Source organism: Donghicola sp. (genome assembly GCF_025210255.1).
In the GTDB taxonomy this organism is placed as follows: domain Bacteria; phylum Pseudomonadota; class Alphaproteobacteria; order Rhodobacterales; family Rhodobacteraceae; genus Donghicola; species Donghicola eburneus.
In genome coordinates this window covers 53,167-76,850 of the sequence record NZ_JAOARZ010000027.1, presented here as the reverse complement: position 1 = coordinate 76,850, position 23,684 = coordinate 53,167, and the positions used below count along the sequence as shown (strand labels likewise).

The following is a 23,684-nucleotide window of genomic DNA, read 5'->3' as shown; positions in this document are numbered from 1 at the left end:
GCCTGAGCCTGAGCCTGAGCCTGAGCCTGAGCCTGAGCCTGAGCCTGAGCCTGAGCCTGAGCCTGAGAAAGCGGTCATACCTGCAACCTCAGCGCAAGAGCTTGGCCTTACAAAGTTGGAAATGTTGCTCCTCAAGAAGCTGTCTTCCGGGCAGAAGATTCCAGAGGGCATCAATCGTGATGCTCTAAAGGACATTCCAGCGCACGGGCATATGGAGGCGGTCAAACCAGAGGAGGCACCCGAGGAGGAGGTTTCCGAACCGGAGCCTGCGCCTACCCCCGTGCCCCCGAGGGACGCGGCAATGGATGCACTGTTTTCAGAACTGGACTTTCCGGACAGCACGCCGTCCAGCACATACACATGGAACGACGACATCTTTGATGACTAACCACGGGCTGGCCCATCACAATCCTTGATTTGACGACCGCCTGTCATCTTCTAATGTCGGGCGGTCGACAAGCAGGAGCGCGGAATGGAACGCAGCAGCCCTTTGGTGACACCTGTATTGATTGCGGGCTGTCTGGTGATCATGGTCGGATTTGCAATTCGTGCCAGCTTTGGGGTGTTCCAGATCCCCATCGCCGAAGAGTTTGGCTGGCTGCGTGCGGACTTCAGTTTGGCAATCGCGATCCAGAACCTGGCTTGGGGGATCGGACAGCCATTGTTCGGGGCCTTCGCGGAACGGCTCGGTGACCGCAAGGCGATCATCTTGGGTGCCGTGATGTATGCAGCGGGCCTTGTGGCCTCCAGCTTTGCAGTCACGCCCGCCGCACACCAGTTCTTGGAGATTTTGGTCGGCTTCGGGGTGGCGGGCACTGGATTCGGAGTGATCCTCGCGGTGGTTGGGCGCGCGGCGAGTGACGACAACCGCTCTATGGCTTTGGCGATTGCGACTGCCGCGGGCAGCGCGGGCCAAGTCTTTGGCGCACCACTGGCTGAATGGCTGTTGGGGTTCATGACGTGGCAGCAGGTCTTCTTGCTGTTCGCGGTGTCGATCCTTGCGGTACTCATGGTGTTGCCGATGATGCGGGTCGAACCGCCAGCTTCTAAAAAAGAATTGGAAGAGAGCATGGGCCAAATCCTTGTCCGTGCGTTCCGCGACCCCAGCTACACCATGATCTTCCTCGGGTTCTTTAGCTGCGGCTATCAGTTGGCCTTTGTCACCGCGCACTTTCCGGCCTTCGTGACCGAGGTGTGCAGCCCGATTGCGGCAGGCGGTGTCTTGAGTTCGCTGGGGATCGAGACGACCTCTGCCCTTGGGGCGGTGTCGATCAGCTTGATCGGTCTGGCGAATATCGCGGGGACGCTCTTGGCGGGCTATCTGGGCAAGCGCTATTCCAAGAAGTACTTGCTGGCAGGGGTTTATGCGATGCGGACCATCGTGGCAGCGGCGTTCATCATGTTCCCGATGACACCTGCGACGGTGATCCTGTTCTCACTTGTCATGGGCTCGCTCTGGCTGGCGACCGTTCCGCTGACCTCTGGACTGGTCGCGCACCTTTACGGTCTGCGCTACATGGGCACGCTATATGGGATCGTATTCTTCAGCCATCAGCTTGGCAGCTTCATGGGCGTTTGGCTGGGGGGCAAGATGTACGACATCACCGGCGACTACACGGCGGTTTGGTGGGTCGGTGTTGGGGTTGGCGCTTTCTCGGCGCTGGTGCATTTGCCCATCAAAGAGAAGCGCATTCAGCTGGCAGCGTAACATCAGGGGCCTTCGGGCCCCTTTGTCATTGTGCTGCGCGCCACGCGTCCAGAATGTAACGGCTGACCATCAGGTCCAAATGCGCGCCTCCGCCGTTCTTGCAGATCGTGATCTCTTCGGGCGTTTGACGGGCAAAGGCATCGCCATCATAGAAGTCCGCGATCACATGGTCGGGCGTGATTTCCCCTGCGGCGATGGGCAGCTTCAATTCGCCGATGTGGTCGATCGTCGTATCACGGCTGTCTACAAACAGCCGCGCCCGCGTCAGGGCCTCGGTATCAGCCTCGCGCATGTCGGGGCGGTAGGCGCCGATCAGGTCCACGTGCTGGCCAGGTTGCAGCCATGCGCCCTTTAGTACTGGCTCGGTGCTCATGGTGGCGCAGCAGATGATGTCGGCCTCTGCAACCGCTTTGGGCAAGTCGGTCGCGACTTGCAGGCCCGGAATACCGGCGGCCATTTCAGTGGCACGGGCCGTGGTGCGGTTCCAGACGGTGAATTCAGCGTCGGGGAAGGCGCTGGCATAGGCGTCAATCATGTTCGTGCCTACAGTCCCTGCCCCGATGATCAGGATGTTCCGGCTGTCGGGCCGCGCCAGACGGCGGGCGGCCAGCAGGCTGTCGCCCGCAGTTTTCCACTTGGTCACCAGATGGAAGTCCACCACGGCCTCGAGCAGACCATGATCATCGCCGAACAGCGACACGCCGCCATTTACGCGGGGCAAGTCAGAGGCTGGGTTTTCGGGGAACACCGTCGCGGCCTTGACCGCCAATCCCAGTCCATTGATCCACGCGGAGCGCAGCAGCAGAGTGTCATCGCCCCGATACAGGAAGCTGTCCGAAATCTGTGCCTTTGGCAGGCTGTGCGCCTGCCACATAGCGTCGGTCAGGGCGACCCAGTCCAGATAGGCGTCGGCTTCGAACGGAACGATGGCAGGTGTCATACAGCTTCTTCCTCGGTCAAAAGGCCCTTGGCCACCAGACAGTCGGCCCAGCCTTGGGGGCCGGTGAACAAGTGCGTTTGCCACCCGCGCGACGCCGCCATCTCAATGTTATCCGTGCGGTCGTCTGCGAACAGCAAACCGGCAGGCGCAACACCGCAGTCATCTTCAACCATTTCGTAGATGCGGGCCTCGGGCTTGATCACCTGCATGTGGCCCGAGATGTAGCGTTTGTCGAATTCCGTCAGGAACGGGTAGACGGGCTCGGCGATTTCAAACGTCTGAACACCGAAATTGGTCAGCGCGAATACAGGCACACCTTTGGCTCGCAATGCGCGCAGAAGTCGGACGGAGTGTGGGATTTCGGGGCTGGCCATCTCGATCCACTGGTCGTGCCAGATACCCAATTCTTCGCGCCATTCAGGGTGCTGATCCGCCATAGAGGCCAGCAATTCGTGAAAGTTTGCGCCCCGGTCTACCTGATCGTTCATTGCGTGCAGATCCACGGCGGCGAACAGTTCTTTACGACGTTCCTCTCCGATCACCTTGTCGAAGTGGCGCTCTGGTTGCCATTCGATCAAGACGTTGCCGATGTCGAAAACCACAGCTTCGGGGGTCATGGATTATCCTTTGCGTTTCACGCGGCGCAGCGCGTCTTCCAGTGCATTCAGAAAGCGGGATCGGTCTGCCTTGGTGAACCCTTTGCCGCCCCCTTGTCGGAACGGGTCGGCGGCGCGCAGGTCGGTCATAAGATCGCGGGTTGCCAGCGCATTGCCCACATTCGCAGCCGTCAGAAATTCGCCGTTGGGCTTGATGACGATCGCCCCCGCAGGCACGCATTTCGCCGCCAACGGGATATCATTTGTGATGACCACGTCGCCCGTCTGCGCCCGATCTGCAATCCACATATCCGCGACGTCTGGCCCCTCGGGCACGATGACGAGTTGGATCAGTGGGTTTTGCGAGGGGCGGAGCCCCCCGTTGCAGACCATTGCCACCTCGGTCTTGTGCCGCGTGGCAATGCGCTCGACTTCGTCTTTCACCGGACAGGCGTCCGCGTCCACGTAGATCATAGGGCGTAAAGCGCCTCTGCGTGGAAGGCCACGTGCTCTTCCATAAAGGTCGAGACGAAGAAATAGCTGTGGTCATAGCCCTTTTGCATGCGGAATGCGCCATCCTGACGGCGCGCCGCCATGGCGTGCGCAAGAGCTTCGGGTTTCAAGAGCTCAAGAAATTGGTCGCTGGCGCCCTGATCAACCAGCACAGAGCCGTCAAAGCCACGATCCAGCATCAGCAGGCTGGAGTCATGTGCCTTCCACGCCTCTTCATCGGACCCCAAATAGGCTCCTAGCTGTTTGCGGCCCCAGTCGCTTTGGGTCGGGTTCGCGATAGGCGAGAACGCCGAAACAGACGCGTAACGGCCGGGCAAGGACATCGCGAGCGTCAGGGCACCGTGGCCGCCCATAGAATGGCCCGTGATCGACTGGCGGTCGGGATCGACGGCAAAGTTGTGGTCCACGACGCGCGGCAGTTCTTCGGCAATGTAGTCCCACATCTGGAAATGCGGCTTCCAAGGGTCTTGGGTCGCGTTCACATAGAACCCCGCGCCCTGCCCCAGATCATAGGCGTCATCATTCGCCACACCTTCGCCGCGGGGCGAAGTGTCGGGGAAACACAGAGCGATCCCGTGTTCAGCGGCCCAAGCCTGCGCGCCCGCTTTGGTCATGGCATTTTCATGGGTGCAAGTCAGACCCGACAGGTACCACAGAAGCGGCACGCTGCCATGCTCTGCCTCTTCGGGCAGGAACAGACCGAATGTCATCTTGCCGCCAGTCACCGCGCTATCGTGGGAATAGACCCCTTGCACGCCGCCAAAGCACCGGTTTTCCGAAATCGTTTCCATGAAATCTTCCTTTTTCTTTCCGCCCTTAGGGTAGCGTCAGAACACAGACACCCACGCGATCACTGCCGACACTGTAGCGATGCTGAGCGTCGTTGAAATCAAAATCGAGGTCGAAACACGCTGTGCCGCCACCCCGTAATGCACCGCCAACATGTAGACGTTTCCAGCCACTGGCAAGGACGCCGCTGCAATCATCACACTGGCCGCAAACGGTTCCACGTGGAACAACACGAGCGCCGCATAGGCGACAGCGGCAGGGTGCAGGATCAGCTTGCAAAAGGACAGCCAGCCCGCGATCTCAATCCGCTCGGCTGATTTTCCGGCCAGAGAAGCCCCGATTGCAAACAGCGCCCCGGGCGTGGCCGCGGCCCCGAGGATCGAGACAAAGTCCATCAGCGGCGCGGGCGTCGGCAATGACGCCGTAGACCAAAGCAGCCCCAAGGCAATCGAGACGATCATTGGGTTCTTGATCAGGCCAACAGCGACGGTTTTCAGCACGCTCAGCCTCATCCGTCCGTCGCGCGATCCGGTAATCAGAATGACGATCAGGCTCGAGAACACGATCAAGTCGATGGCCAGCACCATCATCACAGGGCCAATGGCTTGCGGGCCCATCAGCATGGTCAACATCGGGATGCCCAGAAAGCCCGTATTGCCGATCACTGCGCACTGTGCCTCAACGGCGGACTCGTCAACAGGCCTGCCACGAAAGATCGCAAACCCCATCGCAACCACATAGATCAACCCAGTCGCGCTCAGGTAGGCAAGGATGAACGGACCGTCAAAGACCTCTGACATGCTGAGATCTGCCGAGAACCGGAACAGCATGGCCGAGAGGGCAAAGTAGAACACAAACTTGGTGATGGCTGCGGTGGCTTCCTCGCTGAAAAAGCGGGTACGCGCTGCGCCGTAGCCAAGGCCGATCATCGCAAAGAAGGGTAATGTTCTAAAGAAAATCTCGATCATACCCAAAGCGATAGAGAGCGCCGCTGCCTAAGGCAACGACGCGTTTCTGCAATTTCCATTATACGGGAGGGCGCGGCAGCCCTGCATCAGCCCCCGCCGATCAAAACACCAGCCGCAAAGACCAGTGCCCCGCCAAGAACGACTTGGAATGTGGCCCGCATGAAGGGCGTATCCATGTAGCGGTTCTGGATCCAAACGATGGCCCAAAGCTCGATGAACACCACAAAGAACGCGGTGATCGTCGCAGTCCAGAAATGCGGGATCAGGTAGGGTAGCGCGTGCCCCAGCCCCCCTACGGCCGTCATGATCCCCGATGCAAAGCCGCGCTTGGCTGGTGATCCACGCCCCGACAGCTCGCCATCGTCAGAGGCCGCTTCGGTAAAGCCCATGCTGATGCCCGCGCCCACACTTGCGGCCAAACCGACCAGAAAAGTGGTATGCGTGTCTTGGGTCGCAAAGGCAGTCGCAAAGATCGGAGCCAGCGTGCTAACGGAACCGTCCATCAAACCCGCCAACCCGGGCTGCACGTAGGTCAGCACGAACTGACGATGGGCCGAGGCGTTCTCGTCCTCTTTCTCTGCGCCGCTGAGATGCGCCTTTTCCAACTCCGATGCGGTGGTCTGGTGCCCCGCCTCCGCCTGCGCCAATCGGCCCAACAAGTCCCGTGTGGCTGCGTCAGAAGTGCGTTGCGCGGCCATAGTATAGAACCGCTCGGCCTCGCGCTCCATGCCTTCGGCCTCTTCGCGGATACGGTCCAACCCAAGATTTTCTACCAGCCAAATGGGGCGGCGGGCATAGTACCCCGCCACATGCTCGCGGCGGATCAACGGGATTGTTTCGCCGAACCGCTCTCGGTGCAACGCAATCAGTTGCGCGCGGTGGCCGTCCTCTTCTTCGGCCATGCCGTCAAAGACGGCTGCCGTTGCAGGATAGTCATGACGCAGGCGCGAAGCATAGGTCCGGTAAATCTGCGCATCATCCTCTTCGGACGAGATGGCCAGAGCCAGAACCTCTTGCTCTGATAAATCCGAGAAACGTCGGCGCTGAGTGATAAAACGCATATCGATGCCTCACAATTTTAGAATTATTCTAAATTTATACATCTCCATTTTCGCATTCAAGCGCCAATTGCGCGCACCGCTTCGCCGTTTCCACAAACACGTGTGTGCGCCCACAAAGGCACCGGACTCCTTGCTGAACTGAACCGTGCGGTTTACTGTGATCGCCTAGCTTGGAGGTCTACATGACTGTCGCCACCGAAGTCCGCAGAGGCCGCAAATTTGATCAGGTGCTCGAAGGCGCCCGACAAATCTTTATGCGTGACGGGTTCGAAGGCGCGAGCGTCGACGACATCGCCCAGGCCGCCGGAGTCTCTAAGGCGACGCTGTATAGCTACTTCCCTGACAAGCGTTTGCTGTTCATGGAAGTCGCCCGCTGTGAATGCGCCGAACAGGCAGATCAAACTTCTGTCGAGATCACGGCGGATGCCGGTGCCCGCAAGGTCATGACCTATGTGGCAGAGCGGATCATGAATTTCACAACGAGCCAGATGGGCTTGCAGATGTACCGAATCTGCGTCGCGGAATCCGTCCGCTTTCCTGAGTTGGGCGAAGCTTTCTTTTCCTCTGGCCCCGAAGTCATGGTTGCGCGCCTGTCCGAGTATTTCGAACAGGCAGAGGCCTTGGGCGAGTTATCCATTCCAGACAAGCGGCTCGCCAGCTTTCAATTCGCCGAGATGTGCAAATCAGATATGTGGATGCAAATGATTTTGGGGCTACGCACCGAGATCACGCCCGAGGAAAGGCGGCGCGTGATTGAAGGCGCCGTCGACATGTTTATGGCTCGTTACGGGACCTGAACAGCCTCTAGAACGCCTTCGGTTTGCAGACGCTCTTGCAGGCCCTCGTGGCCGGTAAAGACATGACCGCGCATTCCCGCGCGTTCAGCTCCAGCGACGTTCTCTGCCTTGTCGTCCACAAAAAAACCCTTTTGGGGCGCCACTCCTAGCAGCGACATGCAATTCAAGAAGCACGCCTTATCCGGCTTGGCCGCGCCGAATTTCGAAGACGGGAAAATCAGATCGCCGAACAGAGGCCGCAACTCTGGGAACAGGTAGTCAATATTATCGCCGACCAGTTCCGAGTTATTGGTCAGTACCGCGATCTGGTAATCCTTCTTGATCTCTTCGACCAAAGACAGAACGCTCGGGTTCGGCGTCATTGAGGCCTTGCGCGCCTCGAGCCATTGTTCCGCCGAAAAAGGGGCACCTAGCTGCAAGGCCACTTCGCGCAGATAGGTGGAGGTGCTGATTATTCCCGCATCCGCCGCCGCATCAATGCCAGACCCCCAAATCGCGGCCCAAACACGGTCCGGCGAGGTATTCGTCAGCTTGGCCAAGTGGGCTGCACGGTACTTGCGATCCGAGTGGCACAGAACGTCATCCATATCAAACAGGATCAAATCGAAATCGGGCATGGCAAAAGCTTTCTGAAAATGCGGCTATCCTTTGATGCTGTGTCCTGTACCCGCTCCAATCAAGTGCACAATGACGCAACACCGCCCGAACGGCTCGCTTTTGCCTATGAAAGTAGCTGATACATGATGTGCGCATCCACCAGACCGGCAGAGGGATGCCGGAATGCGCGAGGCAAGGTGCCGACGATCTCGAATCCATTGCGCTGCCACAGAGCAATCGCCCCGACGTTGGTCGCGACCACGAAGTTGAACTGCATTGCGCCGAAATTGGCGACCCGCGCCTCTGCCTGCAAGTGATTGAGCAGCCCTTGGGCCACGCCGCGCCCTCGCGCCGCAGGAGCCGTCACAAAGCCTGCGTTACAGATGTGGTCCGCATTACCCTGATGGTTGGGGCAGAGATATGCTGTACCGATCACCCCTATGTCAGCCTCCGCCACCCAAGCGCGGTGCGTGCCGCCCATCCAATATGCCACAGCATCATCACGCGAGATGTCAGGCGGGATCGCATAGGTCTCTCCGGCGCGGAAAACGGGCTCCAGCATGGCCCAGATCGCGTCGGCGTCTTGGGATATCGCGGGGCGGATCAGCATCGGCGAGGCTCCTGAGTGGGGTGTTTTCCTGACCGTCTGATTATCCAGAAGGCAATCAAGTGATTACCCCACGGGCATTCAGGTGACAATTCCTGTCAGTTTTGCTTCTCAAATTGGCAAAAGCTTGATTAATGTTCTGCAAGGGTGCCGCTGCCACGAGCGCCCACAGACTGGAGACGAACTGATGAGAACCGTAGCCATTTTGATCGCAGCCGCTTTTGTTAGCTCCTGCGCCCAAACCAAAGACGTCGCCGAAGAGATCGTGGGCGTCAGCACTCCGTGGGAAGAGACGAATGCCATCGCCGACACCTGCGGTTCGGAAAAGCTGCAGCATCTGTTGGGTCACAGCATCACCGAATTCGACGCTGCAAACTACGATGGCCCTGTGCGCGTTCTGGGTGTGAATGACATTTACACCGAAGATTACCGCCCAGAGCGTCTGAATATCTTTGTCGATGCAAACGGGACCGTCGTGAACCTGTACTGTCAGTAAAAGCGAGGACCCCGGTGCAACGGACCTTCGTGGGGGCTAGGGACCACCGCACCGGGTTAGCGCATCGCTAGGACCGAGATTGCCCATAGCTTGTGGAAACCGCTTGGCGGGATCAGGGCATTTTCAGGGCGAAACACTCCGATTTGCTTGATTTGCGAAGATCAAAGCGCAAATCTGAGAGAATGAATATACAAACGCCCCCTCACCTAAGCAGCGGGATGGATCGCGTCGCGTTCGACCGCCACGAGTTATCAGTGATTCTTTCCCTGTACGGGCGCATGGTGGCTGCCGGTGAATGGCGCGACTATGGTCTGTCGATGTTGCGCGATGTCGCCGTGTTTTCTGTCTTTCGCAGAACAGCGGAAAACCCGATCTATCGTATCGAAAAACGTCCCAAACTGAGAAATCGCCAAGGCATGTATGCTGTGATCGGGATCGACGGGCAGATCCTGAAACGTGGTCAGGATCTGCGCACGGTGCTCAGAGTGCTGGAACGCAAACTTATCCGGTCGGTCGAGTGATCCGGCGCATCGCGGTCACGGGACCATCCCCAGTTGCGCCGATCCGGAATATCGCGGCATCCAGTGGCTCATAGGCCACAGACATCGTGTGTGCGTTGGCGTGGATCAGCACCTGCTCGTCTACCATCATCGCCACGTGTCCCTTCCAGAAGACCAGATCGCCCCGCTGCAGGTCACTGCCCTGCGGTAGAGCCTCCCCCAGTTCCAGCGCCTGCATATCACTGTCGCCGGGGCAATCGATGCCGCAGGCGCGGCAAGCTGCTTGGATCAAACCTGAACAATCAATGCCCCAAATGCTGTTGCCGCCCCACAGGTACGGCACGCCGAAATAGAGCTGCGCAATCGTCGCCGGATCACGCATTGGCGCATTGAACGCGCGCAGATGTTGGCGCGGCACGAACCAGCCCTCGACGGTCTCGTAGAAATCCCCCTCGGCCCCGACAATGCGAAGATGGCTACCGTGGGACAGTCCCATGATTTCGCGCGATTTCAGGTCGGCACGCGGATAAACGTGGGTCGCAGGAACACTCACGACCTGATTATGGGCGCTCAGAGGCCCAAGTGCGTCACTACGGACATAGCCCACGTAGCCATCTTCCTTGGCCTGAACAAAGGACCAGCCGTCGCGCGGTTCTATCACTAGAACTTCTGCCCCATAGAGCACTTGCCGATCCCGAGGCCCCTCGGGTGCAGAGCAAACGTCGGCAACAGGGGTTACGATCTGCATAGCCGTGCCATCAACGAAGCGCTCGGCTTGAACGATCCCTTGCAGATGGGTCAGTGCCACGCGGCCATTGGCTGGGGTGCGTCGACGATCGGTCACAGCCCCAGCACCTGCGGCAAGGCCATGGACAAGGCACGCGCGCCTTGTTGGACGCCGCCCTTGGGCCGCGCAGGCTGCGGCACAGGTGTCCAGCCATAGATGTCGAAGTGGGCGTAACGTCCATCGCCTGCGAAGCGGCGGAGGAACAGTGCAGCGGTGATTGATCCGGCGAACCCGCCCGAAGGCGCATTATCCAGATCGGCGATACCAGGCTCGATCATCGCCTCATAAGGCGCGTGGAAGGGCATCTGCCAAACGGGGTCTGCCATCTGCGGACCAGCGGAGATGAGGGCCTGCGCCAATGCGGCGTCATCGGTGTAGAACGGGGCAATATCAGGCCCAACGGCCACGCGTGCCGCGCCTGTCAGGGTCGCCATTGTCAGCATCAGATCAGGGTTTTCCTCAGCCCCGTAGGCCAGCGCATCGGCCAGCACCAACCGCCCTTCGGCATCTGTATTGTTGATTTCGACCGTCAGGCCGTTGCGCGCGGTCAGGATATCGCCGGGGCGGAAGCTGTTGCCGGACACGTTGTTTTCCACCGCAGGGATCAGAACGCGCAGGCGGACTTTCCAACCGGACGCCATGATGATCTGGGCCAACCCCAGCACAGTGGCCGAGCCGCCCATATCCTTTTTCATCAACCCCATAGAGCCGCCAGGCTTTAGGTTCAGACCACCAGTGTCAAAGCAAACGCCTTTACCGACCAGCGTGAGCGTTGGCCCTTCGTCACCCCAGCGCATGTCGATCAATCGGGGCTCTTGCTCTGCGGCGCGGCCCACCGCGTGGATCATCGGAAAGTTCTGTTCCAGCAGCGCGTCGCCAACTGTCACGTCCATCGAGGCTCCGTGCGCATTTGCCAATCCGCGCGCAGATGCCTCCAACTCTGCGGGGCCCATATCCGCGGCTGGCGTATTGATCAGGGTGCGGGTCAGGGCTTCGGCATTGGCCAGAATTTCGACGTGGGCTTCGTCGACACCTTCAGGCGAGACCAACGCTGCGCCATCGGGAGCCTGCGATTTGTAGCGGTCAAAACGATATGCCGTCAGCAACCAGCCCAGACATTCCTGCTCTAGCTTGTCTGCTGGAACGCCCCCCGCAAGCGCAAAGTTCAATGCAGGCAAAGACGGCACAGCTGCGGCCAAAACGAAACGGGCGCGCGCCCGCGCAGTCTCTGTCCCATAGCCGATCAACGCAGCGGCGGGCGCGCCATCTTCGCCCGGCAAGACCAAAGACTGACCGATCGCGCCAGAAAAAACAGACGCCCGAACCCATGCGGCATGGGCGGGCGTCAATGTCTCAATAAAGCTATCCAGATCATCCGAGCCGACCACGTGAAGTGGTAGAGCATCGGGGGTCTGTTGCGCGAATTGCAATGTCATTGCGGCCTCCTGACTTCGGTGTTGCCGCGCAGCCTAGCGTGCCGCGCGGTGACCGCAAGGCCGACCGGATCACAACTTGCGCTGGTTCGCCCAGAGCGCCGCTTGGGTGCGGTTATCCACGCCGATTTTCGAGTAGATCGAGCGCAGGTGCATCTTTACGGTGGTTTCGCTCAAGCCCAGCTCGTTGGCCACGTCCTTGTTCGAGCGGCCTTCGGCGACCAGCAGCAGAACGTCACTCTCACGCGAGGACAGGTTCTCGATGCGGGGCTTCTTGGGCTCTGCCTTGCGGGTAAAGAATTCTGCAGGCAGGAAGGTTTCTCCCATCAGCAGGAAACGGATCGCGTTGGCGAACGCTTCGGCACGGCTGGTTTTGGGGATGTAGCCTTTGGCACCCATCGCCATCGCATCGTAGATTGCCTCGCGCGGCAGATCCGACGAAATCAGCGCAGTGGGGGTGTTGTTCGAACGCTCCAGAACCTGCGACAGACCGGTCAGGCCAGAGATGCCCGGCAGGTTGTAGTCCAGCAGGATCAGGTCATAGTCGTGCTCATCAATCAGGTTCAGCGCCGCGTCCAGATCGGGTGCGGTGTCGACCTGCGCTTCGAGCGCCGCATTGAAATAGCGCATAAGCACATCGAGGATAAGTTGATGATCGTCGATCATCAGGATGCGTTTTGACCCGGAAACTTCAGCGATCATAGGCCCATTACTCCACTTAGTTCAGCTTGACAGCCAAGCCCGTTCGTTCGTTTGACCGAACGCCCGAGCGTGCAGTCGTTGATCCACCCCGCCGCACACCAAAGGTGCACTTCATCGCGAAGTTCGGTTGACCAAAGAGCGCCCGACCTGACCAATCTGTCACCGCGACCCAATGCGATTGATTCAAAAGGTCACTGTAACCAAGCATATGTGAGCCCAAGGTGTTCACGAGAGGTACCTGTCTGGGCTGTTTTGCCTGTTGAGAGGTGATCGTTCTGGTGCGCTCGATACCCAACGAGAGCGAGATTAAATCAAAGAATGGCCGCGTAAATCGCCCGCATACCATTTAAACGAGGGAGTATACCTTAGTGTCCCACGGTTAACGTTAGTATAAGCTGTGTTTACATTTTGATCCCCTGCGCGAGCCTTTTTTCACGCGCAAAACCGTTATTTCGCGGAAGAACAAATATTTAAATCCCCTCGCCATTTGGGATATAGAGCGCTAATTTTGCTCAAAATGCCTCGGAGGATGATGAATGAAGTTCGCGAAGCCGCTGCCGTCCTACCTGCTTCAGCGCTATCAGGGCTGGCACGCAACCACCTATACCGAGAACAAAGCGTGGTATCGCCGACTCGCTGACGAGGGCCAGCGCCCCCGTGCGATGGTGATTTCATGCTGTGATTCTCGTGTGCACGTGACCTCCATCTTTGGTGCGGACACTGGTGAGTTCTTTATTCACAGAAACATTGCAAACCTCGTACCACCCTACGAGCCTGACGGGCTGCAGCACGGTACGTCTGCCACAGTCGAGTACGCCGTAACCGCACTCAAGGTCGCGCACTTGATCGTGCTGGGTCACTCGAATTGTGGGGGTGTTGCAGGCTGCATGAGCATGTGCAGTGGGCATGCGCCTGAGCTGGATGAAAAAACCAGCTTTGTCGGTCGTTGGATGGACATTCTGCGCCCCGGCTATGCCGCCATCGAACATGTCGAAGGTGAGCAAGAGCGTCTTCGCGCGCTGGAAAAGAAAGCGGTCTGTGTGTCGCTGGAAAACTTGATGACCTTCCCCTTCATCGAAGAGGCTGTGAACAACGGCACTTTGTCTCTTCACGGTCTATGGACCGATATCGGCGAAGGGTCGCTGGAGTACTACGAAGCCAAAGACGACAAGTTCCTACCCGTCTGATCGCGGCACATTAGAGGGCGGCGCGCTGCGCCATCATCTCTGATTTGGCCTGAAGGTCCGATTTGAACAGCCGCTCTATTTCAGAGCGGCTGACTTTTTTCCGGATGGGTGCATCGGACTGCTCTGCCACGTGATCCGCCGAAGCTGCAGCGAGTTTACGTGCAGCAATCAGGTGTCCGAATGTGAACATGGCGTGCCTCCATCCTTTGGTGAGTCCCTCTTATTTTAGACTGTTCAGCGCGGCGGCACTTGCTGGCCCTTAGGATGATTCAGGGATGGATAAGAATAGTGACCCCGTCTTTCGGTGACGCGCGCCACCCAAAATGTCCGCGATTTGCAGAGAAGCCGTTTGGATCAACAGACAAGCGCCCAAAGAAAAAGGCGCAGCCGAAGCTGCGCCTGCACTTACGACACGTGAAATCGTTATTGGGTCATGGTGACGTTATCTTGGTCCGTCACGCGGGCGACGATGAAGCACTCGCCGTAGCCTTCGAGCAGGGCCGCGTTACAGATATCTAGTGCCACCTTGTCCGAGTCTTCAAAGCTCTGGAAATCGGTCGCGGTGCCGGTCACCACTTCGGCGTTTTGAACGCCACAGTTATCCGGTACATCGGCAGGCAATTGCGGAACGGCCAGCGAAGCGTAGCCTTCGGTTTCAGCGGCCCAATCAATAATGTCCGCTTTGTCGTTCTCGCAAACAGTCTCTGCGACGGTCAGGTGACGAGCTTCTGGGTACATGGTACCATCGTTCACAACGGGGACCATTGGCGAGTCAGGACCGTGATACTGTACCGAACCTTCGGTGTCCTCAATCAGTTCTACTTCAGATTCAGCAAAGCCCATCGCGGGCACAAGGGCAATAGTCGAAGTAAGTACGAAGGTCTTGAAAGTCATAACTAATTCCTCTCGATCATGTTCTGGACACCCAACGTGGTGATCCAAAATACGTTCCGAGAAAAACTTACAAAACAGGGCGCCTCACGCGCCTGTTACAATGCGTGATTGGAATTTCTCGCCGTTAGAAACGCGCAAAAATCGTTTCAAAGCTATGGCTTAAAACTACTTTTCAGGGTGTTTCAACGACCGTCCGCAACCCGTGCCACAAGGATACATTTTTCGTAACCGTCGAGCCGCGTCGCCTCGCATCGAGCCAAAGCCGTGCGCTCTGCCCCCTCTTGTGTCTCAAAACCATCGGCAAACCCACCCCGCAGGTTCGGGTTCAAGATATTGCAGTCCGGCTCGACGCCCTCGGGCAGCTTTGGACTGGCCACCGCCCCGTATCCAGTGGTCTTAGCGGCCCAGTCCAAAATCCGCTCGCGGTCGTTGGTGCACATACCTTCGGGCACCACCACATAGCGCCCTCCTGCCACAGTCACGCTGGGGGCATAGACAATCGATTTGAGTTCATAATGGCTGCGGTATTGGTAGGCATTTCCGGTCGACTGGATAAATTCCCGTTCACCGGCCATCAACGGCGAGACCCATAGGGTCAGCGCGCCGCACGCTGCTACACACAGTCTGCGCATCGGGCTTTCCAAACATAACTACAAGAAAAGATCCCCCACAGTATGCGTGAAAGTCGCACCCCCAAACAACCTCAGGAAGAATTACATATGGCAAAAGCCAATGAAAAAAGGCGCACTCTTGCCGAGCACGCCTCTAATTTCATGTCGCATTTGAGCGGATTTTAGCCCTTTTTCAGGACCCGCTTGCCCAGCGTCTCGGCGATCTGGACTGCGTTCAGGGCAGCGCCCTTGCGCAGGTTGTCCGAAACGCACCAAAGGTTGATGCCGTTCTCGATGGTCACGTCCTGACGGATGCGGCTGATGAAGGTCGCATAATCACCAACGCATTCTACGGGGGTGACGTACCCACCGTCTTCGCGCTTGTCGATGACCATGATACCGGGCGCTTCGCGCAGGATATCACGAGCTTCGTCTTCGTCGAGGAAGTCTTCGAATTCGATGTTGATCGACTCCGCGTGGCCAACGAACACAGGAACGCGCACGCAGGTTGCAGTCACCTTGATCGAGGGATCCACGATCTTTTTGGTTTCGGTGACCATCTTCCACTCTTCTTTGGTGTCGCCGCTATCGAGGAACACATCGATGTGCGGGATCACGTTGAAGGCGATCTGCTTGGGGTAAACCTTCGGCTCTTTTTCCTGACCGGGGACATACATGCCCTTGGTCTGGTCCCAAAGTTCGTCAATCGCCTCTTTGCCGCTGCCCGACACCGACTGGTAGGTGCTGACGACGACGCGCTTGATCTTGGCGCGGTCATGCAAAGGCTTCAGAGCGACAACCATCTGCGCGGTCGAGCAGTTGGGGTTCGCGATGATGTTCTTCTTGCCGTAGTTGTCAACGGCTTCGGGGTTCACTTCGGGAACGACGAGCGGCACGTCGGGATCGTAGCGGTAGAGCGAGCTGTTATCGATGACAACACAGCCAGCCGCTGCTGCGATCGGCGCGTATTTTTTGGTCGCATCCGACCCGATGGCGAACAGAGCGATATCCCAACCCGAGAAATCGAACTGTTCGATATCCTGAGTCGTGAGTGTCTTGTCGCCAAAGCTTACTTCTGTGCCGAGGCTGCGGCGGCTTGCCAGCGCTGCCAACTCATCGACGGGGAACTGGCGTTCCGCCAGAATGTTCAGCATTTCGCGGCCCACATTGCCTGTGGCGCCGGCGACGACGACCTTATAGCCCATATTTGGGTCCTCCGTTACAGTACGGCGGGCGGTGTACTCTATCCTGCGGCTGTCGAAAAGGGCTTCACCCTCGCGATTGCGTGTGAAACAGAGGGATGACGTCAGAAAGTTGCAGATATGACCCGCCGCAAGCCTTTTGAAATTGCCGGATGCTCTATTCCGGCTGGCCTTCGAGCCACGGTCGACCTTCCGGTTACGGTTCAGTCCGACCACACCCCCGTTAATCTATCGGTCCATGTGATTCATGGCGCCAAAGAGGGCCCGACCATGTTCGTCAGCGCTGGCGTTCACGGAGACGAGGTGATCGGCGTTGAAATCGTACGCCGTCTCTTGCGCGTGCCCTCGCTAAATCGCTTGGCGGGCACCCTGCTGGTAGTACCGATCGTGAACTCCTTTGGCTTTCTCAGCCACTCGCGATATCTGCCAGACCGACGCGACCTGAACCGCAGCTTTCCAGGGCATCCGACTGGATCACTGGCCAGCCGTCTCGCCCACATCTTTTTGAACGACGTAGTTTTGCGCGCGGATTTGGGCATCGACCTGCATTCGGCGGCCGTACACCGCACCAACCTGCCACAAATCCGCATCTCGCCCGGCAATGATCGCCTGATGGACTTGGCCAAAAGCTTTGGCGCGCCTGTGATCATGACCTCGAAACTGCGTGACGGATCGCTCCGTGGCGTCGCCAAAGAGCGCGGCGTCGACATTCTACTGTACGAAGCAGGCGAAGGATTGCGCTTTGACGAGATGGCCGTGCGTACGGGCGTCGCCGGTATCCTGCGGGTGATGCGCGACCTTGGAATGATCGCGAAAAAGGGCGTGCCAACCGCGAAAACCGCTCCATTAATGTCGCTAAACTCTGCTTGGACACGTGCCCCGATGGGCGGACTGATGCGGACTTTCAAGCGGCGCGGCGAAATGGTCAGCGAAGGCGATGTCATGGGCATGATCTCTGACCCCTTTGGTGAAAAAGAGACAGAGATCATCGCCGAAAGCAGCGGGATCATAGTGGGCCGAGCTGTCATGCCAGTCGTGAACGAAGGCGACGCGATCTACCACATCGCGCAGGTCAAACAGACCGCGGCCGCCGAGGACACCGTTGAGTTGATGCACGCCGAACTTCTGGCCGCACCCATGTTCGACGAAGACGAGATTATTTAAGCTCTAGCGTAGCCGCTCCAGCAGCCTGAGCGACGGATACCCATCAGGTATCAAGCCTGCGGACTGCTGATAAGACCGCACGGCGTCGATTGTGTTCGGCCCAATCCGTCCGTCGATCCCTTGGGTCGAGAAACCGGCACGGGTCAGGCGGTCCTGCAATTCTTTGCGCTCAGCAAAGGTCAGGGCCCGATCCCCGCGCGGCCAATCCGATTGGATCGGACCTGCCCCCTTGAGACGGTCACTCAAGTGCCCAACTCCGATCACATAAGCATCGGCGGTGTTGTACCGCTCAATGACCTCAAAATTCTTGAAGATCATAAACGCTGCGCCTTGCGCCCCCGCAGGCAGCAAGATCGAGGCAGACCCGAAATCTCGCACAGGCTTGCCCGACATGTCCGTGATCCCCAACCGCGCCCAATCCGAGGGCATGCGCAGAGTTTTGCGATCCGCGAGCGTGTAGTCGAACCCTTGGGGTATCTTCACCTCGACTCCCCAAGGCATTCCGCTGACCCAACCAAACTGCGCCAAATAGGCCGCGGTCGAGGCCAGCGCATCTGTGGGATCGTCGCTCCAGATATCGCGGCGGCCATCACCGTTAAAATCGACCGCATAGTCGAGATAACTGGTCGGAATAAACTGCGTGTGTCCCATCGCTCCGGCCCATGATCCGGTCATATTCCGAGGTGCGACATCCCCTGACTGCAGGATTCCCAGCGCCGCCACGAGCTGCTGCTCGAAAAATGCGCCGCGCCGTCCATCGAAAGCCAGAGTCGACAATGCACTGACGATATCTGTATCGCCGCGATAACTGCCATAGGCGCTTTCCAAGCCCCAAACAGCGGCGACGACTTCTTTGTCAACGCCATAGCGCTTCTCGATCGCGTTCAGAGTGCTCGCATATTTCTGCAGGGCCGCTTTGCCGTTCCGGATCCGCGCGTCCGACGCTGCACTGTCCAGATAATCCCAAAGCGTCTTGGTAAATTCGGACTGATTGCGGTCACGCCGGATCACATCAGGCAGATATTGCGCACCGGAAAAGGCCCGTTTCAGCGTAGCCTCGCTGATCCCGCCTGCCCGCGCCCTCGGATAGAAGGCGCGCACCCAGTCACTATATCCTGGATTTGCGGATATCTCGGTCACAGGTGGCACCTCTGCAGTTCGGGCCAGCGCAGGGCGCGCTTGGGGGCGTATTACGTCTGCAGAATAACCAGCGCTTTGCGAAAGTGCCACCGGCGTTGCGGGCCGCACCACAGGACGCAACGCCAGATCTGTTGCCGCCACCTGCGTCGCAAAGAGCGCCAAAACTCCTGTCGAAACTCTCAACCAGAGGGACATTTTCGATACCTGCTCTTATTATTCATGCGTGAAAGGCTAACGCACACACGGCAACTGGCAAACGGACCGCCCTGAATTCCCAAGGAAATGGCAGTGTTTTGCGCATTGCAAGGAAATAGCGCAGCAATCCGCCCACATACCCGAGCGCGCACAACGGGATTTTCCAAACCCATGCTAGGCTGGCGCAACTCCGATTTTACCAACATTGCGCATGATCACCTTACTGACGTTCCCAGCGGGTCTGCACGAGCCTTCGCTCAGTCCCTTCTGCTCGAAAACGATCCATCTTCTGAACATGTCGGGGCAACCTTGGCAGCGCAAAGACGTGTCCAACCCGTCCCGCATGCCCCATGGCAAACTGCCCGTCTTGCAATGGAACAACGAAACCATCGCCGACAGTCACCTGATCCAAGCCGCTCTCGAGCGGGCCGGCACGGATTTCTACGCGACCTGCGCCTTTGAAGATCGCGCAAAAGGTCAGGCAATCATGCGGTTGATCGAAGATTGGCCCTACCATGCACTGGTCCACGACCGCTGGGTCCACGATGACGGATGGGCAATTTTCAGAGCGGCCTTTTTCGGGGAGATGCCCGCAGTGATGCGGGCGCCCGTGGGCGAAATGATCCGCAAAAGCGTGCGGCGCGGGCTGGAACGACACGGTATTGCCCGCTGCACCGAGGCCGAGCGCCTGGCTCTGGTCGAACGGGACCTGTCAGCGCTGGCCGAATTTCTAGGGGATCGGCCCTATGTTCTGGGGGATACGCCCACCGCAGCTGACGCAGCCTGTCTGGCAGTCCTAGGGGCGATCCGCAATTTACCGATGGAAACGCCCCTGCGTCACCGCATCCGGTCCGACAAACGAATCATGCTCTATCTGGACCGGTGCGGTCAGGCGTTTACTTCCGCTTATGCTTGACCTTGCGTTCAATCCGATCGCGCTTGCGCTTTTCCTTGACCATCTTGCGCTTGGCCGGACCCCTTGCAGGGCGCTGCTTGCCGCGGGGCAAGGCTTTGCCTTCGATCTCTAGAAGTTCCAGCGTCAGACCACCGGTCACGGCGACCGCTTCAGCAATGCGAACTGTCACGCGCTGCCCCAAGCCGATCAGAAGGCCGGTTTCCGAGCCCATCAGGGTCTGACTCTCTGCGTCATGGTGGAAGAATTCACGCCCCAGCGTACGGATCGGCAAGAGCCCGTCTGCGCCGGTTTCGTCCAGCTTCACAAAGGCTCCAAACCGCGCGATCCCGCTGATCCGGCCGGTCATCTCTGCACCCACGCGTTCTGACAGATAGGCCGCCAGATAGCGGTCAGTCGTGTCCCGCTCGGCCATCATGGACCGGCGTTCGGTGTCCGAGATATGCTTGGCTGTGGTTTCCAGACGCTCGACATCCTCGGGCGATAGGCCATCGTCGCCCCATTTGTGCGCCGAGATCAGGCCGCGGTGCACAATCAGGTCCGCATAACGGCGGATGGGCGAGGTAAAGTGCGCGTATCGCATCAACGCCAAACCAAAATGCCCGAAGTTATCCGCGCAATAATAAGCCTGTGTCATCGCACGCAGAGTGGACAGGTTGATCAGCTCAGCTTCGTCACTACCCGCCGCATCGTTCAGCAGTTTATTCAGGTGACGAGTTTGCAGCACCTGCCCTTTGGCCAACGTGTAACCTGACTCGCTCGCGACCTCGCGCAGAGACTCCAGTTTATCTGCTGGCGGCTCTTCGTGGACGCGGTACAGCAGCGGCGTGCGCTTCTTTTCCAGCGTTTCGGCGACGCAGACGTTGGCCAGAACCATCATCTCTTCGATCAGCTTGTGAGCGTCCAGACGCTCTTTCATCGTGATCGAAGCGACCTTGCCGTCATCCCCCAACTCCACTCGACGCTCTGGCAGGTCCAATTCCAACGGCTGACGATCCTTGCAAGCCTCGACCAGCGCGGCGTAGGCATCGAACAAGGGATGGATCACATCATCCATCAGCGGCGCGGTCTTGTCGTCCGGATTGCCATCGCGGCCAGCCTGCGCCTGCTCATATGTGAGAGAGGCCGCCGACTGCATCATCCCCCGTACGAAGCGATGACCGATCTTCTTGCCGTGGGCATCGATACGAATTTCGCAGGCAATCACAGCGCGCGGCACCCCTTCGTGCAGCGAACACAGGTCACCAGACAGACGGTCTGGCAGCATCGGAACCACTCGGTCGGGGAAGTAGCTGGAGTTGCCACGCTTGCGCGCTTCGTTATCCAGATAAGACCCGGGCTGCACGTAATGGGACACATCCGCAATCGCGACCCACAGGACGAAGCCGCCCTCGTTATTTGGGTCTTCGTCACGGTACGCCCACACGGCGTCATCGTGATCGCGTGCATCCGCAGGGTCGATCGTAACCAAGGGCATGTCGCGCATGTCCTCGCGACCCTTCATGCCAGCGGGCTTCATCGCGTCAGCTTCGGCAATCACCTTATCCGGGAAGGCATCCGGGATCCCGTGATGGTGTATCGCGATCAGGGATACGGCGCGCGGCGCGCTTGGGTCGCCAAGGCGTTCTACAATCCGCGCTTTGGGCAAGCCCATCCGGTGCTTGGGCCCAGCGGTTTCCGCCTCGACCAACTCGCCGTCTTTGGCTCCGCCAGTCAGACCTGCGGGCACGATCCATTCCTTGTCCGACCCCTTGTCGATCGGCACGATCCGGGCCCCTTCGGAGCCCTCGCGGTAGACCCCTAGCATCCGCTGCGGGTTTGCACCAATTTTGCGGATCAGGCGCGCCTCATAATGGTAGTCCTGATCCTTGACAGCCTGCAGCTTGCCCAGAATGCGGTCCCCTTCGCCAAGCGCCGGATCGGTCTGACGTTTGATATACAGGATGCGCGGCTCCACCCCTTCGCCATGCCATTCCAAAGGCTTGGCAAACTGATCCCCATCGATATCGGGTGCGTGCATCATCAACACGCTCACAGGCGGCAGGGTGTCAGGGTCACGATAGGATTTCTTGCGCTTTTCCAGATGCCCCTCGTCCTCAAGCTCTCGCAAGAGAAGCTTTAATTCGATGCGCGCAGCCCCTTTGATGCCAAAGGCTTTGGCAATGTCACGCTTGTTGGCTTGGGTCGGGTTCGCTTCGATCCAGTTCAGGATGTCAGCTTTTGTGGGCAACTGCTTCATACCTTCGCCCCTATCACAGGCAAAAGGCGCCGTCATTCACAAAGCGAGAGCCCTTATCGCAGGGGCCTGCGCATCAAGAGGTGCGGAATTCCCGCGTCCTCGAATTCATCGCCTTCGGCCACATAGCCCAGTTTTTCGTAGAACCCCAGCGCACTGGTCTGCGCGGTCAGGATGGTTTCCTTGACGTCGGGCAGCTTCTTCATTTCTTTCTCGCACGCCCGAACAAGCGCTGCGCCAAGGCCTGTGCCCCGAGCCTCTTTCAGCACTGCGACACGCCCGATTTTACCCGCGCTGCCCTGCAAAACGATACGCGCGGTGCCGACGGGACGGCCGTTCTTAGTCGCCAAAAGGTGCCGCGCGACCATGTCATAGTCGTCATGCTCAATCTCGGCGGGGACGCCCTGTTCATCGACGAATACGGTGAACCGGATCGCCATGCAGGCATCCAGATCATCGGTCGGGGTAATCTTGTAACTCATGCAAAATAGTCCGTCAGGATGCGGGTGTAGATGTCCTTGAGTTGGCGAATTTGCTCAACCACCACGTATTCATCCACTTGGTGCATCGAGGTACCAACCAGCCCGCATTCCACCACAGGGCAATGGTTTTTGACAAACCGCGCGTCCGATGTCCCGCCAGAGGTCGACAGTTCCGGCGTCTTGCCCGTCACGGACTGCACTGCACTGACGATCATTTCGCTAAAGGCGCCCGGTTCGGTCACAAAGCTGTCGCCCGAGATGTTGGTGGTCATCTGGACGTCGACCCCGAACTCTTCGGCGACTTTGTCCGCCTCTGCCCGCATCCAAGCGAGCAGACTGTCGCCCGTGTGAGCGTCGTTGAAACGGATGTTAACCGTGGATTTAACCTGATTTGGGATCACGTTCGTCGCAGCATTGCCCGTGTCGATTGTCGTGATCTGCAGGGTCGACGGATCGAAATGATCGGTCCCCTCGTCCAGCGTGTGACTGGCAAGGCGATCCATCAGGCGAACCATAGGCGCCATCGGCGTTTTCGCGCGGTGGGGATAGGCGACGTGCCCCTGCTGGCCAATGATGGTGAACTTTGCGGTCAGCGACCCACGGCGACCGATCTTAATCATCTCGCCCATTTCATTCGGGCAAGTCGGCTCGCCCACCAGACAGTCAGTCATGCGCTCGCCCTGCGCATCCATCCAGTCCAGCAAGGCGACGGTGCCGTCCCGCGCCGGACCTTCTTCGTCACCGGTGATAGTCAGGATCACTGCGCCGTCGGGCTTCTGGCTCTGGACGAAATCCACAGCCGCCGCGGCAAAGGCCGCCACGCCCGATTTCATGTCGCACGCGCCGCGGCCGTACATGTTCGGGCCTTTGATTTCGGCACCAAAGGGATCGACGGTCCAGTCCGCCACATCGCCCACGGGCACCACATCCGTGTGCCCGTTGAACCCCAGCGATTTCGCCGCGCCTTTGGCACCCCAACGGGCAAAAAGGTTTGGCGTGCCGTTCCGGTCCACCCGCGTGCACTCAAAGCCCGCATCTCCCAGAACACCAGCCAGCAATTCCAGCGCACCACCTTCTTCGGGGGTAACCGAGGGGCAGCGGATCAGGTTGGCGGTGAGATCGACAGGGCAGGTGTCAGTCATGGGTGGCTCCTTTGCTTCGGGGCC

26 protein-coding genes and 1 pseudogene are annotated in these 23,684 nt (G+C 58.7%); 8 read left to right on the top strand and 19 right to left on the bottom strand.

What is annotated here, in order from left to right; translation table 11 throughout:
- Together N4A58_RS13640 and N4A58_RS13635 are read left to right on the top strand one after the other, a co-directional pair.
- Positions 1-388: pseudogene (locus tag N4A58_RS13640) on the top strand (hypothetical protein); the annotation flags it as partial.
- Positions 389-472: 84 nt separating this feature from the next.
- A complete protein-coding gene (locus tag N4A58_RS13635) occupies positions 473-1,708 on the top strand; it encodes an MFS transporter (RefSeq protein WP_293710450.1) in 1,236 nt (411 codons plus the stop codon).
- Positions 1,709-1,733: 25 nt separating this feature from the next.
- Here the strand turns inward: N4A58_RS13635 and N4A58_RS13630 are convergent, their stop codons facing one another.
- The 6 genes from N4A58_RS13630 to mbfA all read right to left on the bottom strand — a co-directional run bounded on the left by N4A58_RS13630 (position 1,734) and on the right by mbfA (position 6,575).
- Positions 1,734-2,648 (bottom strand): ornithine cyclodeaminase, encoded by a 915-nt coding sequence (locus N4A58_RS13630; RefSeq protein ID WP_293710448.1) that lies wholly within the window; start codon positions 2,646-2,648, stop codon positions 1,734-1,736.
- A complete protein-coding gene (locus tag N4A58_RS13625) occupies positions 2,645-3,265 on the bottom strand; it encodes an HAD family phosphatase (RefSeq protein ID WP_072708430.1) in 621 nt (206 codons plus the stop codon). Before N4A58_RS13625 ends, N4A58_RS13630 begins: the two co-directional genes overlap by 4 nt.
- 3 nt (positions 3,266-3,268) lie before the next feature.
- On the bottom strand, positions 3,269-3,718 hold the full coding sequence (locus N4A58_RS13620; RefSeq protein ID WP_072708432.1) for a YaiI/YqxD family protein: 450 nt from the start codon (positions 3,716-3,718) through the stop codon (positions 3,269-3,271).
- On the bottom strand, positions 3,715-4,548 hold the full coding sequence (gene fghA, locus N4A58_RS13615; RefSeq protein WP_072708434.1) for an S-formylglutathione hydrolase: 834 nt from the start codon (positions 4,546-4,548) through the stop codon (positions 3,715-3,717). Before fghA ends, N4A58_RS13620 begins: the two co-directional genes overlap by 4 nt.
- A 36-nt stretch (positions 4,549-4,584) precedes the next feature.
- The gene (locus tag N4A58_RS13610) at positions 4,585-5,514 is read right to left on the bottom strand and encodes an AEC family transporter (RefSeq protein ID WP_072708436.1); all 930 of its coding nucleotides are present in this window, start codon (positions 5,512-5,514) and stop codon (positions 4,585-4,587) included.
- An 86-nt stretch (positions 5,515-5,600) separates the two neighbouring features.
- Positions 5,601-6,575 (bottom strand): iron exporter MbfA, encoded by a 975-nt coding sequence (gene mbfA, locus N4A58_RS13605; RefSeq protein WP_293710444.1) that lies wholly within the window; start codon positions 6,573-6,575, stop codon positions 5,601-5,603.
- A 182-nt stretch (positions 6,576-6,757) separates the two neighbouring features.
- On the opposite strand from mbfA, the gene N4A58_RS13600 reads away from it, so the two are divergent.
- Entirely contained in the window at positions 6,758-7,372 is a 615-nt protein-coding gene (locus N4A58_RS13600) for a TetR/AcrR family transcriptional regulator (protein ID WP_293710442.1), read from the top strand.
- Here N4A58_RS13600 and N4A58_RS13595 read toward each other — a convergent pair.
- Together N4A58_RS13595 and N4A58_RS13590 are read right to left on the bottom strand one after the other, a co-directional pair.
- Positions 7,360-7,989, bottom strand: a complete 630-nt coding sequence (locus tag N4A58_RS13595) for an HAD family phosphatase (RefSeq protein ID WP_293710440.1) — start codon at positions 7,987-7,989, stop codon at positions 7,360-7,362. The genes N4A58_RS13600 and N4A58_RS13595 overlap by 13 nt on opposite strands.
- Positions 7,990-8,093: 104 nt before the next feature.
- Complete coding sequence (locus N4A58_RS13590) at positions 8,094-8,579, bottom strand: N-acetyltransferase (RefSeq protein WP_293710438.1); 486 nt, start codon at positions 8,577-8,579, stop codon at positions 8,094-8,096.
- A gap of 184 nt (positions 8,580-8,763) precedes the next feature.
- On the opposite strand from N4A58_RS13590, the gene N4A58_RS13585 reads away from it, so the two are divergent.
- Together N4A58_RS13585 and N4A58_RS13580 are read left to right on the top strand one after the other, a co-directional pair.
- Positions 8,764-9,072 carry an I78 family peptidase inhibitor gene (locus N4A58_RS13585; RefSeq protein WP_293710436.1) on the top strand — a complete coding sequence of 103 codons (309 nt, stop codon included), beginning with the start codon at positions 8,764-8,766 and terminating at the stop codon, positions 9,070-9,072.
- Positions 9,073-9,254: 182 nt separating this feature from the next.
- Complete coding sequence (locus tag N4A58_RS13580) at positions 9,255-9,593, top strand: DUF2794 domain-containing protein (protein WP_072708445.1); 339 nt, start codon at positions 9,255-9,257, stop codon at positions 9,591-9,593.
- Here the strand turns inward: N4A58_RS13580 and N4A58_RS13575 are convergent.
- From N4A58_RS13575 to N4A58_RS13565, 3 genes are all read right to left on the bottom strand, one after another.
- The gene (locus N4A58_RS13575; protein WP_293710434.1) at positions 9,574-10,416 is read right to left on the bottom strand and encodes an NlpC/P60 family protein; all 843 of its coding nucleotides are present in this window, start codon (positions 10,414-10,416) and stop codon (positions 9,574-9,576) included. The genes N4A58_RS13580 and N4A58_RS13575 overlap by 20 nt on opposite strands.
- Positions 10,413-11,795, bottom strand: coding sequence for a M17 family metallopeptidase (locus N4A58_RS13570; protein WP_293710432.1), 1,383 nt, complete (start codon positions 11,793-11,795; stop codon positions 10,413-10,415). The genes N4A58_RS13575 and N4A58_RS13570 overlap by 4 nt, the downstream gene beginning before the upstream one ends.
- A 69-nt stretch (positions 11,796-11,864) precedes the next feature.
- Positions 11,865-12,494, bottom strand: a complete 630-nt coding sequence (locus N4A58_RS13565; RefSeq protein ID WP_293710430.1) for a response regulator transcription factor — start codon at positions 12,492-12,494, stop codon at positions 11,865-11,867.
- Between the two features lie 536 nt (positions 12,495-13,030).
- Here N4A58_RS13565 and N4A58_RS13560 point away from each other — a divergent pair.
- A complete protein-coding gene (locus N4A58_RS13560) occupies positions 13,031-13,681 on the top strand; it encodes a carbonic anhydrase (protein ID WP_072708452.1) in 651 nt (216 codons plus the stop codon).
- 10 nt (positions 13,682-13,691) lie between these two features.
- On the opposite strand, the gene N4A58_RS13555 is transcribed toward N4A58_RS13560, so the two are convergent.
- The 4 genes from N4A58_RS13555 to N4A58_RS13540 form a co-directional block, all read right to left on the bottom strand.
- Positions 13,692-13,871, bottom strand: coding sequence for a hypothetical protein (locus N4A58_RS13555; protein WP_293710427.1), 180 nt, complete (start codon positions 13,869-13,871; stop codon positions 13,692-13,694).
- Positions 13,872-14,104: 233 nt separating this feature from the next.
- Positions 14,105-14,575, bottom strand: coding sequence for a hypothetical protein (locus N4A58_RS13550; protein WP_072708456.1), 471 nt, complete (start codon positions 14,573-14,575; stop codon positions 14,105-14,107).
- 182 nt (positions 14,576-14,757) lie between these two features.
- On the bottom strand, positions 14,758-15,207 hold the full coding sequence (locus tag N4A58_RS13545) for a hypothetical protein (RefSeq protein WP_293710425.1): 450 nt from the start codon (positions 15,205-15,207) through the stop codon (positions 14,758-14,760).
- 161 nt (positions 15,208-15,368) lie between these two features.
- A complete protein-coding gene (locus tag N4A58_RS13540) occupies positions 15,369-16,391 on the bottom strand; it encodes an aspartate-semialdehyde dehydrogenase (RefSeq protein WP_072708461.1) in 1,023 nt (340 codons plus the stop codon).
- Positions 16,392-16,508: 117 nt separating this feature from the next.
- Between N4A58_RS13540 and N4A58_RS13535 the strand changes: the two genes are divergently transcribed.
- A complete protein-coding gene (locus N4A58_RS13535; RefSeq protein WP_072708463.1) occupies positions 16,509-17,552 on the top strand; it encodes a succinylglutamate desuccinylase/aspartoacylase family protein in 1,044 nt (347 codons plus the stop codon).
- A 3-nt stretch (positions 17,553-17,555) separates the two neighbouring features.
- Here the strand turns inward: N4A58_RS13535 and N4A58_RS13530 are convergent, their stop codons facing one another.
- Entirely contained in the window at positions 17,556-18,887 is a 1,332-nt protein-coding gene (locus N4A58_RS13530) for a lytic murein transglycosylase (protein WP_293710423.1), read from the bottom strand.
- A 211-nt stretch (positions 18,888-19,098) separates the two neighbouring features.
- On the opposite strand from N4A58_RS13530, the gene N4A58_RS13525 reads away from it, so the two are divergent.
- Positions 19,099-19,803 carry a glutathione S-transferase family protein gene (locus N4A58_RS13525; protein WP_072708467.1) on the top strand — a complete coding sequence of 235 codons (705 nt, stop codon included), beginning with the start codon at positions 19,099-19,101 and terminating at the stop codon, positions 19,801-19,803.
- Here the strand turns inward: N4A58_RS13525 and rnr are convergent.
- Genes rnr through dapE form a run of 3 tightly spaced genes read right to left on the bottom strand, consistent with a single transcriptional unit; the run spans position 19,784 to position 23,660 of the window.
- Positions 19,784-22,039, bottom strand: a complete 2,256-nt coding sequence (rnr, locus tag N4A58_RS13520; protein WP_293710421.1) for a ribonuclease R — start codon at positions 22,037-22,039, stop codon at positions 19,784-19,786. The two genes, N4A58_RS13525 and rnr, sit on opposite strands and share 20 nt — an antisense overlap.
- Positions 22,040-22,092: 53 nt before the next feature.
- Positions 22,093-22,518, bottom strand: coding sequence for a GNAT family N-acetyltransferase (locus tag N4A58_RS13515; protein ID WP_293710419.1), 426 nt, complete (start codon positions 22,516-22,518; stop codon positions 22,093-22,095).
- Positions 22,515-23,660 carry a succinyl-diaminopimelate desuccinylase gene (gene dapE, locus N4A58_RS13510; protein WP_293710417.1) on the bottom strand — a complete coding sequence of 382 codons (1,146 nt, stop codon included), beginning with the start codon at positions 23,658-23,660 and terminating at the stop codon, positions 22,515-22,517. The genes N4A58_RS13515 and dapE overlap by 4 nt, the downstream gene beginning before the upstream one ends.
- Positions 23,661-23,684: the final 24 nt, after the last annotated feature.

What these genes read in the sequence shown, in the direction of transcription:
- N4A58_RS13635 (WP_293710450.1), top strand. Translation starts at nt 473, where the DNA reads ATGGAACGCAGCAGCCCTTTGGTGACACCTGTATTGATTGCGGGCTGT.
- N4A58_RS13630 (WP_293710448.1), bottom strand. Translation starts at nt 2,648, where the DNA reads ATGACACCTGCCATCGTTCCGTTCGAAGCCGACGCCTATCTGGACTGG.
- N4A58_RS13625 (WP_072708430.1), bottom strand. Translation starts at nt 3,265, where the DNA reads ATGACCCCCGAAGCTGTGGTTTTCGACATCGGCAACGTCTTGATCGAA.
- N4A58_RS13620 (WP_072708432.1), bottom strand. Translation starts at nt 3,718, where the DNA reads ATGATCTACGTGGACGCGGACGCCTGTCCGGTGAAAGACGAAGTCGAG.
- fghA (WP_072708434.1), bottom strand. Translation starts at nt 4,548, where the DNA reads ATGGAAACGATTTCGGAAAACCGGTGCTTTGGCGGCGTGCAAGGGGTC.
- N4A58_RS13610 (WP_072708436.1), bottom strand. Translation starts at nt 5,514, where the DNA reads ATGATCGAGATTTTCTTTAGAACATTACCCTTCTTTGCGATGATCGGC.
- mbfA (WP_293710444.1), bottom strand. Translation starts at nt 6,575, where the DNA reads ATGCGTTTTATCACTCAGCGCCGACGTTTCTCGGATTTATCAGAGCAA.
- N4A58_RS13600 (WP_293710442.1), top strand. Translation starts at nt 6,758, where the DNA reads ATGACTGTCGCCACCGAAGTCCGCAGAGGCCGCAAATTTGATCAGGTG.
- N4A58_RS13595 (WP_293710440.1), bottom strand. Translation starts at nt 7,989, where the DNA reads ATGCCCGATTTCGATTTGATCCTGTTTGATATGGATGACGTTCTGTGC.
- N4A58_RS13590 (WP_293710438.1), bottom strand. Translation starts at nt 8,579, where the DNA reads ATGCTGATCCGCCCCGCGATATCCCAAGACGCCGACGCGATCTGGGCC.
- N4A58_RS13585 (WP_293710436.1), top strand. Translation starts at nt 8,764, where the DNA reads ATGAGAACCGTAGCCATTTTGATCGCAGCCGCTTTTGTTAGCTCCTGC.
- N4A58_RS13580 (WP_072708445.1), top strand. Translation starts at nt 9,255, where the DNA reads ATGAATATACAAACGCCCCCTCACCTAAGCAGCGGGATGGATCGCGTC.
- N4A58_RS13570 (WP_293710432.1), bottom strand. Translation starts at nt 11,795, where the DNA reads ATGACATTGCAATTCGCGCAACAGACCCCCGATGCTCTACCACTTCAC.
- N4A58_RS13565 (WP_293710430.1), bottom strand. Translation starts at nt 12,494, where the DNA reads ATGATCGCTGAAGTTTCCGGGTCAAAACGCATCCTGATGATCGACGAT.
- N4A58_RS13560 (WP_072708452.1), top strand. Translation starts at nt 13,031, where the DNA reads ATGAAGTTCGCGAAGCCGCTGCCGTCCTACCTGCTTCAGCGCTATCAG.
- N4A58_RS13555 (WP_293710427.1), bottom strand. Translation starts at nt 13,871, where the DNA reads ATGTTCACATTCGGACACCTGATTGCTGCACGTAAACTCGCTGCAGCT.
- N4A58_RS13550 (WP_072708456.1), bottom strand. Translation starts at nt 14,575, where the DNA reads ATGACTTTCAAGACCTTCGTACTTACTTCGACTATTGCCCTTGTGCCC.
- N4A58_RS13545 (WP_293710425.1), bottom strand. Translation starts at nt 15,207, where the DNA reads ATGCGCAGACTGTGTGTAGCAGCGTGCGGCGCGCTGACCCTATGGGTC.
- N4A58_RS13540 (WP_072708461.1), bottom strand. Translation starts at nt 16,391, where the DNA reads ATGGGCTATAAGGTCGTCGTCGCCGGCGCCACAGGCAATGTGGGCCGC.
- N4A58_RS13535 (WP_072708463.1), top strand. Translation starts at nt 16,509, where the DNA reads ATGACCCGCCGCAAGCCTTTTGAAATTGCCGGATGCTCTATTCCGGCT.
- N4A58_RS13530 (WP_293710423.1), bottom strand. Translation starts at nt 18,887, where the DNA reads ATGTCCCTCTGGTTGAGAGTTTCGACAGGAGTTTTGGCGCTCTTTGCG.
- N4A58_RS13525 (WP_072708467.1), top strand. Translation starts at nt 19,099, where the DNA reads ATGATCACCTTACTGACGTTCCCAGCGGGTCTGCACGAGCCTTCGCTC.
- rnr (WP_293710421.1), bottom strand. Translation starts at nt 22,039, where the DNA reads ATGAAGCAGTTGCCCACAAAAGCTGACATCCTGAACTGGATCGAAGCG.
- N4A58_RS13515 (WP_293710419.1), bottom strand. Translation starts at nt 22,518, where the DNA reads ATGAGTTACAAGATTACCCCGACCGATGATCTGGATGCCTGCATGGCG.
- dapE (WP_293710417.1), bottom strand. Translation starts at nt 23,660, where the DNA reads ATGACTGACACCTGCCCTGTCGATCTCACCGCCAACCTGATCCGCTGC.